The 11,676-nt window shown below is 67.3% G+C and carries 9 protein-coding genes; 4 read left to right on the top strand and 5 right to left on the bottom strand.

Annotation, left to right across the window (positions count from 1 at the left end; translation table 11 throughout):
- Window positions 1-36 precede the first annotated feature (36 nt).
- A complete protein-coding gene (gene glnA, locus AC1C2T_RS16765) occupies window positions 37-1,461 on the bottom strand; it encodes a type I glutamate--ammonia ligase (protein WP_495360065.1) in 1,425 nt (474 codons plus the stop codon).
- 137 nt (window positions 1,462-1,598) lie between these two features.
- Here glnA and AC1C2T_RS16760 point away from each other — a divergent pair, with 137 nt between their 5' ends.
- Window positions 1,599-2,033 carry an RDD family protein gene (locus AC1C2T_RS16760; protein WP_495360064.1) on the top strand — a complete coding sequence of 145 codons (435 nt, stop codon included), beginning with the start codon at window positions 1,599-1,601 and terminating at the stop codon, window positions 2,031-2,033.
- Window positions 2,034-2,074: 41 nt separating this feature from the next.
- Here AC1C2T_RS16760 and AC1C2T_RS16755 read toward each other — a convergent pair whose 3' ends face one another.
- Complete coding sequence (locus tag AC1C2T_RS16755; RefSeq protein WP_495360063.1) at window positions 2,075-2,788, bottom strand: DUF4191 domain-containing protein; 714 nt, start codon at window positions 2,786-2,788, stop codon at window positions 2,075-2,077.
- 229 nt (window positions 2,789-3,017) lie between these two features.
- Between AC1C2T_RS16755 and AC1C2T_RS16750 the strand changes: the two genes are divergently transcribed.
- The gene (locus tag AC1C2T_RS16750) at window positions 3,018-4,589 is read left to right on the top strand and encodes a serine/threonine-protein kinase (protein WP_495386041.1); all 1,572 of its coding nucleotides are present in this window, start codon (window positions 3,018-3,020) and stop codon (window positions 4,587-4,589) included.
- On the opposite strand, the gene AC1C2T_RS16745 is transcribed toward AC1C2T_RS16750, so the two are convergent.
- From AC1C2T_RS16745 to AC1C2T_RS16735, 3 genes are all read right to left on the bottom strand, one after another.
- Window positions 4,586-6,109 carry a 2-oxo acid dehydrogenase subunit E2 gene (locus AC1C2T_RS16745; protein WP_495386040.1) on the bottom strand — a complete coding sequence of 508 codons (1,524 nt, stop codon included), beginning with the start codon at window positions 6,107-6,109 and terminating at the stop codon, window positions 4,586-4,588. The two genes, AC1C2T_RS16750 and AC1C2T_RS16745, sit on opposite strands and share 4 nt — an antisense overlap.
- Window positions 6,110-6,177: 68 nt before the next feature.
- A complete protein-coding gene (lpdA, locus tag AC1C2T_RS16740; RefSeq protein ID WP_495360060.1) occupies window positions 6,178-7,551 on the bottom strand; it encodes a dihydrolipoyl dehydrogenase in 1,374 nt (457 codons plus the stop codon).
- A gap of 98 nt (window positions 7,552-7,649) precedes the next feature.
- Window positions 7,650-9,122 carry a leucyl aminopeptidase gene (locus AC1C2T_RS16735; RefSeq protein WP_495386039.1) on the bottom strand — a complete coding sequence of 491 codons (1,473 nt, stop codon included), beginning with the start codon at window positions 9,120-9,122 and terminating at the stop codon, window positions 7,650-7,652.
- An 88-nt stretch (window positions 9,123-9,210) separates the two neighbouring features.
- On the opposite strand from AC1C2T_RS16735, the gene AC1C2T_RS16730 reads away from it, so the two are divergent.
- Both AC1C2T_RS16730 and AC1C2T_RS16725 read left to right on the top strand, forming a co-directional pair.
- A complete protein-coding gene (locus tag AC1C2T_RS16730; protein WP_495386038.1) occupies window positions 9,211-10,137 on the top strand; it encodes a proteasome assembly chaperone family protein in 927 nt (308 codons plus the stop codon).
- A gap of 159 nt (window positions 10,138-10,296) precedes the next feature.
- Window positions 10,297-11,676: an RNA polymerase sigma factor gene (locus AC1C2T_RS16725; protein WP_495360057.1), complete on the top strand. Its 1,380-nt coding sequence runs from the start codon at window positions 10,297-10,299 to the stop codon at window positions 11,674-11,676.

Raw genomic sequence — 11,676 nt, 5'->3', positions numbered from 1 at the left:
AATGCCCGTTGCGGCCAGTATTCCCGCGGGAAATGGCTAGACGCCGTAGTAGAGCTCGAACTCGAACGGGTGCGGACGCTGGGCCAGCGGCTTCAGCTCCTTCTCGCGCTTGTAGTCGATCCACGTCTCGATGAGCTCCTTGGTGAACACGCCGCCCTCGAGGAGGAAGTCGTGGTCGGCCTCGAGCGCTGCGAGAGCTTCGCCGAGCGAACCGGGAACCTGAGGGATCGACTTGGCCTCCTCGGGCGGGAGCTCGTAGAGGTCCTTGTCGACGGGCTCGTGGGGCTCGATACGGTTCTTGATTCCGTCGAGGCCCGCCATGAGCTGCGCGGCGAAGGCGAGATACGGGTTGCCCGAGGCATCCGGCGCGCGGAACTCGATGCGCTTGGCCTTCGGGTTGGTGCCCGTGATCGGAATGCGGATCGAGGCCGAGCGGTTGCCGGCCGAGTACACGAGGTTCACGGGAGCCTCGAAACCCGGCACCAGGCGGTGGTAGGAGTTCACCGTGGGGTTCGTGAACGCGAGCACTGCGGGCGCGTGCTTGAGCAGACCGCCGATGTACCAGCGTGCGAGGTCGGAGAGCCCGCCGTAGCCGGCCTCATCGTAGAAGAGCGGCTTGCCTTCGCTCCAGAGCGACTGGTGGGTGTGCATGCCCGAGCCGTTGTCACCGAAGAGCGGCTTCGGCATGAACGTCGCCGTCTTGCCCCACTGCTCGGCGGTGTTCTTGACGATGTACTTGAACTTCAGGATGTCGTCGGCCGCGTGCACCATCGTGTCGAAGCGGTAGTTGATCTCGGCCTGGCCGCCCGTGCCGACCTCGTGGTGGCTGCGCTCGAGGATCAGGCCGGCGTCGATGAGCTTCAGGCAGATGTCGTCGCGCAGGTCGGCCTGCTTGTCGACCGGTGACACCGGGAAGTAGCCGCCCTTGTAGGGGGTCTTGTTGGCGAGGTTGCCGCCGTCTTCGGTGCGGCCCGAGTTCCAGGCGCCCTCTTCGGAGTCGACCGAGTAGAAGCTGGAGTGCTGGTTCACTTCGTAGCGCACGTCGTCGAAGACGTAGAACTCGGCCTCGGGGGCGAAGAACGCGGTGTCGGCGATGCCCGTCGAGGCGAGGTACTTCTCGGCCTTCTTCGCGATCTGGCGCGGGTCCTTCGCGTAGATCTCGCCGTTTCGCGGGTTGTAGATGTCGAACACCATGATGAGCGTGCGCTCGGCGCGGAAGGCGTCGACGTACGCGGTCGTCACGTCGGGGATCAGCTGCATGTCCGACTCGTGGATGTTCGCGAATCCGCGGATCGAGGAGCCGTCGAAGAGCTGGCCGACGGTGAAGAACTCCTCATCGACGGTGGATGCCGGGATGTTGAAGTGCTGCTGCACGCCCGGAAGATCGGTGAAGCGGATGTCGAGGAACTTGACATCCGTCTCTTTGATGAACTTGAGAACTTCGGACGAATCACTGAACATGTGACGGAATCTCCAAGGGGCGGGTGGACCGGACGGACTTTCACAGCCGGTATTGACGCTAGCCGGGTGCCGTTTCCCTGCCGTGACCGGAATGTTTCGGCCATGTTACGCCGAGAGCGGCTCGGTAGACTCATCGGGTGCCTGACGCGAAACCCCAGACCTTCGGAGATCTCGAGCCGAACCGGTGGCCGGGAGAACGACTCGGACTTCCGGCCGAAGGCCGAGGCTCAGTCGCCCGCGCAGGCCGGCGCATCGCTGCACTCGCGATCGATTGGGCGACCGCGATGCTCACCGCGTTGCTCTTCACGCCGTACGAATCGTCCGCTTACACGTGGGTGACGACGCTGGCGTTCGCGGCGCTACAGATCGTGTTCATCCCGACACTCGGCGGAAGCATCGGACATCGTCTGCTCGGCATGTACGTCGTGCCGCTCTCGGGCGGTTGGGTCGGCGTCTGGCGTCCGCTCGTGCGCACCGCGCTGCTCCTCCTGGTCGTGCCCGCGCTCATCTGGGACGCCGATCAACGCGGCTTCCACGACAAGCTCGCCGGCACGGTGCTCATCCGGTCTTGAGTGATCCTGACCCGAGCCGCTGAACGTGGTCGAAGAGCGGATCAGCGCATCTTGCCGCGTTGCGGGCGGGCCTTCATCGGGTCGATGCCCTTGGGGATCGGAAGCGAAGTCTGCAGCGAGTTCAGCCGGTTCGAGACGGCGAGTACCTCGGGCTTGGTGAGCGACCGCTTCGTCTTGCGCAGCGCCGCGGGGAGCCGGTGAAGCTCGATCGATCCTTCGTCGTTTCCGACCGAGATGAGGGTGATCGGCACGTTGGGCAGGATTCGTGTCACCTTGCGCTGCTCGTCATCGAGCATGCGCTTCGTGCGAGTGGTCGGGCCTTCGCTGATGAGGGCGACACCGCCGCGGCCGACCGCGCGATAGACCGCGTCCTGCGTCTTGCCGTTCACGGCCACCGGCATCTCGTTGCCCACCCAGCCGCCGCGGAGACCACTGCGGAGCACCGCGCCGACGGCACCGGGCTGACCCTCGATCTGCGAGTATGCGGCGCGTTCGGCGCGACGGCCGAGGATCACGAGCGCGATGAGCAGGCCGGCGAGGACGCCGGCAACGACCCAGAGAGCGATCGTGAGGCCGTTGCCCTCGCCGAGCCAGAGTGCCAGACCGAGGCTGACGAGCACTGGGGCGAGGAAGCCGAGGAGCATGAGCCACTGCGCGGTGGGGTCGTAGCGGCGGGTCATCTGGAAGACCTGCCACATCTGCTTCATGCGGCCGGGCTCCTTCTGAGCCTTCGATGCGTCCTTGGTGCGTGCCATGGTCTCAAGGATACCGGCGCAGCGGGCCGTCTCGGACCGCGATAATCGAGCGGCCCGAGACTTGGATGTCGCGAGCCGACCGCCTGCGCGATTGAGCCCCGCGACGACGAAGTCGAGCATGGTGTTCGTGCCGAGGTCACTCCTCCTCAACACCCGGCGTTCCGCGAGCCGGTCCACCAACGGTGGTCGATCGCGATTCGCACGGTCACTGCAGACGCAGGCTGACTCCATGGTTCGACATGGCAGAGGGGTTCCCGCCGATACGTTGCCCGAAGGGCAGCCGCCACCGTCTTCGACGCTCGCGGGCTATCGCCTGCTGCGCCGCATCGCCTCCGGTGAACGAGCTGATGTGTTCCTCGCCACCGTCGATCGACCTGCCGAAGCCGACAACGCCGAGTCTGCCCCACTGGTAGCCGTGCGGGTGTACGGCGCAGAAGTGCCCGGCGCCTCGATCGCGGCCGAGATCGAGGCGATGTCGACGGATGCCTCGGGCTCACTGCCCGAGCTCTTCGATATCGCCTCCCTCGACGACGGGCGCTGCGCGGTGGCGGTCGAGCGCCTGAGCGGACCCTCAGTGGCTCGGATCATCGGCGAACGAACCCTCACGCCCGGCGAAGCGGTCACGATTCTCGCGCCGATCGTGGTCACCGTCGCCGAGCTCGCGCGGCTCGGTTTCGTGCATACACGGCTCTCACCCGGTGACGTGTTGCTCGATGATCTGGGGCGGCCGCGCCTGATCGGGCTGGGGAGGCTCGAGCGTCTCCCCGCTGCCGCACACGCCCGCACTCCCGTTGTTCGAGCTGGGCACGTCGCCCTCGCTGAGTTCGTCGACGAGGTGATCAATGCGACTCGGCCGTCCGAAGAGCTCGCTCCGGCGGCCGAGCTCTTGCGCACTCGGCTGACGGCGCGGCCCTTCACTCCGTGCGAAGCCGAGCTCGAGCGCGCGCTGTTCGCGGCCGCCGCTCCGACTCCGATCGGCGGTCAGGTCGTTCGCGCCCGCCGCGCAGGTCTGCCGGCGCGGGTGACCGCCCCGCTCGAGCCACGGGCAACGGCGGCAGACCTCGACGACGGCACCCGGGCCGACCATGCCGTGCCCGACCGTCGCAGGGGGCTCCGGACGCTACTCGAGCTGGCACAATTGCCGGGCTTCCTCGCTCGCAATCCAGAAGATGTTCACCGCGGCACCGACCGCGATGGCCAGTCCGGTGGCCGTGGTCGCCTCCGAGACGCCGTGCGGCGTCGTCGGCCGGCGCTCCTCGTCGGCGGGCTCGTCGGCGGGGGAGTACTCGTGCTGTTGCTGACCCTCGTTCCCCCCGCGACGGCCGGCTCCACTGAAGGTCCAATCGCCGGAGGTGGCGCCAGTGCAGTCCCCGAAGCACCCGAGGCAGGTGACGACAGCGATGCCGCGAACGTCGCAGTCGCACCCGGTGCGGACCCATCGGTCGATGACGGGTCGCCGCCATCCGAATCCGACGCGTCGACCGGCGGCGACGTCGTCGCGGCCGCCGTCTCACTGCTCGATCGTCGTGCCGAGTGCTTTGCCGCCCTCGACCTGGCGTGCCTGTCAGGGGTGCTGCAACCGGGATCCGTGAGTGAAGCCGAAGATGCCGCCGACATGGCCGTCGCCCGTGATGGAGGCGGCACCCCGCCTGCATTCGACTCGAGCCGCATCACGGTCATTGCGGAGATGGGCTCGGCGGTATTACTGACCGTTCCGTTTGCCGTCGACGAACGAGAACCGGCCTCGCTCCTCGTGATGAGGGGCGAGGCCGGTTGGCGACTGCGTGAGATCTTCGACTAGATGCCGAGATCGGCTTCGAAGGCTCCTTCTTCGAGGCGGCTCTTGACCGCCGTGAGGAAGCGGGCAGCGTCGGCGCCATCGATGATGCGGTGATCGTACGAGAGCGCCAGGTAGACCATCGAGCGCACGGAGATCGCGTCGGCGCCGTCGGTCGAGACGACGACGGGCCGCTTGACCACGATGCCGGTGCCGAGGATCGCGGACTGGGGCAGGAATACGACGGGTGTGTCGAAGAGCGCCCCGCGTGATCCCGTGTTCGTCAGGGTGAATGTGCCACCCGAGAGCTCGTCGGGCTTCAGCTGGTTGTTGCGCGTCCGGTCTGCGAGATCGGCGATCTGTGCCGCGAGGCCGGCGAGGTCGAGCTCGGCGGAGTCGCGGATGACCGGAGTCAGAAGGCCACGCTCGGTGTCGACCGCGATGCTCATGTTCTCCTGCGCCGGATAGACGATGGTGTCGCCATCGACAGTGGAGTTGATGATCGGGTACGCGCGGAGCGCCTCGGCGGCGGCCATGGCGAAGAACGGCAGGAAGGAGAGCTTGTTGCCGGTCTTGGCGAGGAAATCGCCCTTCACCTTGTCGCGCAGGCGCGCGACACGGGTCACGTCGACCTCGACCACGGTCGTGAGCTGCGCGGTCGACGTCATCGACACGACGGCGCGTTCGGCGACGACCTTGCGCAGTCGCGTCATCGGCACCGTGGTGCCGCGCAACGGCGAGACCTCGAGCGGCTGACGCGTCGCGACCGGTGCTGCGGATGCCGCGGGTGCGGTGTTCGCCGAGATGACATCCTGCTTGCGGATGCGACCGCCGACACCGGTTCCGGTGACACTCGCGAGGTCGACGCCCTGCTCGTTGGCCAACTTGCGCACGATGGGCGTCACGTATCCGGCGGAGCCGGCGTGGGCGCCACCGGTCGGGGCGGTCTCGGGCGCAGGTGCGGCGGACGCCGGGGCGACAGGCGCAGCCTCTGCTGCCGGAGCGGGAGCAGCCGGGGCAACAGGCTCAGCGACAGGAGCAGGAGCAGCCGGGGCTGCCGGCTCAGCGACTGGAGCGGGAGCAACCGGGGCTGCCGGCTCAGCGACAGGAGCAACCGGCTCGGCCGCGGGTGCTGCCGGAGCAGGAGCAACCTGCTCGGCTACAGGGGCAGGGGCCGGAGCAACAGGCACGGCCGCCGGCGCAACCGGCGCTGCCGTGGGCTCCGGGGCAGCGGCGGGTGCTGCTGCTTCGGGGGCGGCCACGGGTGCCTCTGCCTCAGGAGCAGCGGGTGCTGCACCCGACCCGGAACCATCGCCGATGGTCACGAGTGCGGTGCCGACCTCGACGGTCTCGTCCTCTTGGACGAGGATCGCCTCGATGACACCCGCGACGGGTGACGGGATCTCCGTGTCGACCTTGTCGGTCGAGACCTCGAGCAGCGGCTCGTCGACCTCGACACGGTCACCGACATTCTTCAGCCAGCGGGTGACCGTGCCCTCAGTGACACTCTCTCCGAGTGCCGGGAGGCTGACGGATTCGCTCATGCGCTTGTCTCCTTCACAGCGTGGGAACGCTTTCTAGCTTATTGCAGTCGTCGATACGTACGACGGGTTCAGATGGCATGAAGCGGCTTGCCTGCCAGCTTCAGCACGGCCTCGCCGAACGCCTCGCCCTGGGTCGGGTGGGCGTGGATGAACGGGGCGATGTCTTCAGGGTAGGCCTCCCAGTTCACGGCGAGCTGGGCCTCGGCGATCAGCTCGCCGACTCGGCCGCCGATCATGTGCACTCCGACGATCGGTCCGTCGTTGACGCGCACGACCTTGACCGAACCGGTGGTGCCGAGGATGCTGCTCTTGCCGTTGCCTGCGAGGTTGTACTCGTAGGCCGACACCTGGTCGGCGCCGAACTTCTCGGCAGCCTTCGCCTCGGTGTAGCCGACGGAGGCCACCTCGGGCTCGCAGTACGTGATCTTCGGGATGTTGACATCCTCGACGATGATCGGCGAGAGACCCGCGATCTCTTCGGCGATGAAGATGCCCTGCTGGTAGCTGCGGTGCGCGAGTTGGAGGCCGGGCACGATGTCGCCGGCGGCGTAGACACCCGGCACGCTCGTCTCGAGACGATCGTTCGTGATCACGAAACCGCGATCGATCGTGACGCCGGCCTCTTCGTAGCCGAGGTTCTGGGTGACCGGCCCGCGCCCGACGGCGACGAGCAGCAGCTCGGCCTCGTAGGTGGTGCCGTTCTCGAGCGTGACCACGACACCGTCATCGTTCTGGGTCACGCTCTGGAATCGAACGCCGAGCGAGTACTCGATGCCCCGCTTGCGGAAGGCGCGCTCGAGCTGCTTGGAGATCGTCTCCTCTTCGTTGGGTACGAGGTGGGGGAGCGCTTCGATGATGGTCACCTCGGCGCCGAAGGACTTCCACACGCTCGCGAACTCGACGCCGATGACGCCGCCGCCGAGCACGGCGACCTTCTTCGGGATGAAGTCGAGCTCGAGCGCTTGCTCGCTCGTGATGACGCGGCCGTTGATTTCGAGGCCTGGCAGCGAGCGCGAGTACGAACCGGTCGCGAGCACGACGTTCTTGCCGACGTAGCGGTCGTCGCCGACGGCCACCGTGTTGGCGCCGACGAGTCGGCCCACACCGGCGACCACGGGGATGCCGCGGGCCTTCAGCAGGCCCTGCAGGCCCTTGAACTTGCTCGCCACGATGCCCTCGCGATACGCGGAGACCCCGGCGATGTCGATGCCCTCGAATGCGGTCTTCACGCCGTACTTCGCGGACTCCCGCGAAACCTCGGCGACCTCCGCCGAATGCAGCAGGGCCTTCGTCGGGATGCAGCCGCGGTGCAGACATGTGCCGCCGAGTTTGTCCTTCTCGATCACCACGGCCGTGAGGCCGAGTTCAACGGCGCGGATCGCAGCCGCGTAGCCCGCGCTGCCTCCGCCCAGGACGACAATGTCAAAGTTCTGCTCGGACAACCGCAATCTCCCTTGCGCACCAGATCTGCGACACGGACTGTCTCCGGTTGGTTGCCGGGACAGGGTGTATGGGCGACGTTCTCGCCCATATGACCTTACTACTTGGCGGCGAGCCGCTCGCCCAGCCGAACGAGGGTGCGAACCGCGGCGCCGGTGGCGCCCGTGCCGGTGTATCCGTAGCCGCCGCCGGTGTTGTTCGACGGCCCCGCGATGTCGATGTGCGCCCACGGAATGCGTACGTCGGTGCCCTCACGGGTACCCACGAACTCGCGCAGGAACACGCCGGCCAGGAGCATTCCGGGGACCGTCATGCCCAGCTTGGTGTTCGTCAGGTCGGCGACATCCGACTTCAAGTACTGCATGAGATCGCGGGGAAGGGGCATCGGCCAGGTGCGTTCGTCGACCTGCTCCGCTGCGTCGCGCACTTGCTCGACGAGGTCGTCGTCGCCCATGACGCCGGCGATGCGATGACCGAGTGCGACGACCTGCGCGCCAGTGAGCGTCGCGACGTCGACGATCGCGTCGGGCTGCTCTTCGCTCGCCGCGACGAGGCCGTCGGCGAGCACGAGACGGCCCTCGGCGTCGGTGTTGATTACTTCGACGGTCTTGCCGCCGCGGATGCGCAGCACGTCGTTCGGCCGCACCGCAGTCGAGGAAGGCAGGTTCTCGGCGAGGCAGAGCCATCCGGTGATGCGGATCGGCGCCTCGAGTTCGGCCAGTGCCACCATGGCCGCCAGGATCGCCGCGGCCCCGGCCATGTCGGTCTTCATGCCGACCAGCGAGCCCATGGGCTTCAGCGAAATGCCGCCCGAATCGTAGGTGATGCCCTTGCCGACGAGTGCCAGGTGAACGGATGCCCCGACCGGCGCATACTCGAGGCGCACGAGCCGCGGGCCGCGGCTCGACCCCCGGCCCACCGCAAGGATTCCGGAGAAGCCGTCGGCGGCGAGCGCCTCTTCGTCCCATACCCGGGAGGTGATGCCGACGGCAGTTGCCGCCTCCACGGCGATCTCGGCGAGACGCGCCGGGAACAGGTCAGCAGGCGGCATGTTGACGAGGTCTTTGGTGCGTGCAACCGCAGTGACGACCGCGCGCACCCGGTCGATGCCGACCGCGCGCTCATCGAAGGTGGAATGAAGGGTGATCTGCGTCGGGCGCGGCTTCGGGTCGGAGCGGTATTCGCCGTAGCCGTAGGCGCCGAGCGCCGCGCCTTCGAGCAGGGCGGCAGCCTCGTCGGCATCGTCGGTCGGGATGGCGATCGCCACGGAGAGCGGGCCGTTGAGCTGGCGCAGCGCGCTGCCGGCGGCGAGACGGAGGCTCGCGGCATCCGCTCGGTCGCCGATGCCGGCCACGGCCACGATTCGCGGTCCGCCGTCGGGAGCCGGCAGCCGCACGAATTCATCGGGTGCACCGCCGATGTCGAACACGTCGAGAAGCGGTGTCACCCACTCGAATCCGGGCGCGGCGAGGAGCTCTGCGCCCTCTGCGCCCTTGCGTGCGGCGAGCACGACGACGTCGGCGTCGGAAGAGGCTGCGGGAGAGTCGGTCACGGAAAAGGTCGGAACGGGCATGCAGCCGATCGTACGTGTTCGCTCTCGGCATCACGCCGACGGAGCCGATCCGGAGGAGGTCTCCGTCGACCTCAGTAGGCTTGAGGACATGCGCGAACCTCGTTCCCTCTACGAGCTGAACCCCGATGTGGTGGTGCCCTCGGGCCTGCCGCTCGTCGCGGGACTCACGGGCTTCGCCGACGCAGGGGCGGCCGTCGCGCAGACCGCCGAGTACCTGCTCGCAACCCTCGACAGCATGGTCGTGGCGACGTTCGACGCCGACGAGCTGCTCGACTATCGCGCGCGCCGCCCGATCATCCTCTTCGAGGGCGATCACCTGGCCGACTACACGCCGCCGCGACTCAGTCTCGACCTCGCGACCGACGAGCTCGGGCAGCCGTTCCTGCTCCTCACCGGCTACGAGCCCGACTTCCAGTGGAAGCGGTTCAGTGCTGCGGTGCTCGGTCTGATCGAGCAGTTCGAGGTGTCGTCGACGACCTGGATCAATTCGATCCCCATGCCGGTGCCGCACACGCGTGCGATCGGCGTCACGGTCAGCGGCAACCGTGCAGAGCTCATCGAGGCGATGTCGATCTGGCGGCCCACGACGCAGGTGCCCGCGAACGCGCTGCACCTCGTGGAGTACCGACTGCAGGAGCTCGAGCACCCGACGACCGGATTCGTCCTGCTCATCCCGCACTACCTTTCCGACGCCGAATACCCATCGGCGGCGATCGCCGCCCTCGAGGCGATCAGCGCGGCGACCGGCCGCATCTTCCCGACCGATGCGCTCCGCGAACAAGGACGTGAGTTCGTCGCACGCATCGATGAGCAGGTCTCCGAGAACCCTGAACTCTCCAAGCTCGTCGGCACCCTCGAGCAGCGACATGATTCCTACATGGAGGGCACGACGCTGCGCTCACCGCTCACCGACGAAGACGGCGAGCTGCCCTCCGCCGATGAGATCGCGGCCGAGCTCGAGAAGTTCCTCGCGTACCGTCGCACGAACGACGGCGACACGCCGCGCGGGGTCTGAGCGACCAGGGAATTCCGGTCACGTCGCCGACGTTCTCATTACCGAGGGCGCGGGCCGCCAGCATCGGGAGCGATCCGGTGTATCGGTCTGTATAATGGTGATCAGGACCCGTTCTGGTCCGCCGGCGTGACACCCTCGCACCGAACAAGCGGACTTGACATGGGTCCTCGTAGTGTCCGAAAACGACATGATGTCCGAAAACGACCGGCCGAGTGCACGAGCCGCGCCCGAACGGGTACACGCCGCACGACGGTAGGAGAGGTTCAACGAATGGCAACGACGAAAGCCGCGACGAAGGCTGCGAGCGAGGCGGACAAGCCCGCCGTGAAGCGCGCGTCGGCCGCGAAGTCGACCGCCGCGAAGACGACGGCGAAGGCGGCGGCTACGCCTGTGGCGAAGGCGCCGCGCACGGCCACCGCGAAGGCACCGGCCAAGCCGAGAGGCAAGGCCAAGGTCGGCGAAGAAGAGACTGAAGAACTCGAGGCGGTCGATGTCGAGGCCGATGCGGGTGATGATGACGACGCGAAGCCCGTTGCGGTCGAGCCGCACCCCACGGGTGCGCTCGTGCTGCGCGCGGTCGACGACGAAGACGAGGTCCCCGTCTACTCGAGCGCCATCACGGGTGCGACGGCCGACCCCGTCAAGGACTACCTGAAGCAGATCGGCAAGGTCGCGCTCCTGAACGCGGCCGAAGAGGTCGAGCTGGCGATGCGCATCGAGGCGGGCCTGTTCGCCGAAGAAAAGCTCTCGCACATGTCCGATGCCGAGAAGCGTTCGCAACTCGGTCGTGAGCTGCAGTGGGTCGCGAAAGACGGACAGCGCGCGAAGAGTCACCTCCTGGGTGCGAACCTGCGCCTGGTCGTCTCGCTCGCGAAGCGCTACACCGGTCGTGGCATGCAGTTCCTCGACCTCATCCAAGAGGGCAACCTGGGTCTCATCCGTGCGGTCGAGAAGTTCGACTACACCAAGGGATTCAAGTTCTCGACCTACGCGACGTGGTGGATCCGCCAGGCGATCACGCGCGCCATGGCCGACCAGGCACGCACCATCCGCATCCCGGTGCACATGGTCGAGGTCATCAACAAGCTCGCCCGCGTGCAGCGCCAGATGCTGCAAGATCTCGGCCGCGAGCCCACGCCCGAAGAGCTGAGCCGCGAGCTCGACATGACCCCCGAGAAGGTCATCGAGGTGCAGAAGTACGGCCGCGAGCCGATCTCGCTGCACACACCGCTCGGTGAAGACGGCGACAGCGAGTTCGGTGACCTCATCGAAGACACCGAAGCGGTCGTCCCGGCCGACGCGGTCGGCTTCACGATGCTGCAGAAGCAGCTCGAGTCGCTGCTCGACTCGCTCAGCGAGCGCGAGGCCGGCGTCATCCGCATGCGCTTCGGCCTCGGTGACGGCATGCCGAAGACCCTCGACCAGATCGGTGACACGTTCGGAGTCACGCGCGAGCGCATCCGCCAGATCGAGTCGAAGACGATGGCGAAGCTCCGCCACCCCTCGCGCTCGCAGTCGCTCCGCGACTACCTGGAGTAG

Source organism: Agromyces sp. Y558 (assembly GCF_059445415.1).
Note: the sequence above shows the minus strand (reverse complement) of the source record. Positions and strands in the feature narration are given on the sequence as shown.

Coding starts and splice junctions, on each gene's coding strand:
- glnA (WP_495360065.1), bottom strand. CDS start 1,461: ATGTTCAGTGATTCGTCCGAAGTTCTCAAGTTCATCAAAGAGACGGAT.
- AC1C2T_RS16755 (WP_495360063.1), bottom strand. CDS start 2,788: ATGGCACGCACCAAGGACGCATCGAAGGCTCAGAAGGAGCCCGGCCGC.
- AC1C2T_RS16750 (WP_495386041.1), top strand. CDS start 3,018: ATGGTTCGACATGGCAGAGGGGTTCCCGCCGATACGTTGCCCGAAGGG.
- AC1C2T_RS16745 (WP_495386040.1), bottom strand. CDS start 6,109: ATGAGCGAATCCGTCAGCCTCCCGGCACTCGGAGAGAGTGTCACTGAG.
- AC1C2T_RS16735 (WP_495386039.1), bottom strand. CDS start 9,122: ATGCCCGTTCCGACCTTTTCCGTGACCGACTCTCCCGCAGCCTCTTCC.
- AC1C2T_RS16730 (WP_495386038.1), top strand. CDS start 9,211: ATGCGCGAACCTCGTTCCCTCTACGAGCTGAACCCCGATGTGGTGGTG.
- AC1C2T_RS16725 (WP_495360057.1), top strand. CDS start 10,297: ATGGGTCCTCGTAGTGTCCGAAAACGACATGATGTCCGAAAACGACCG.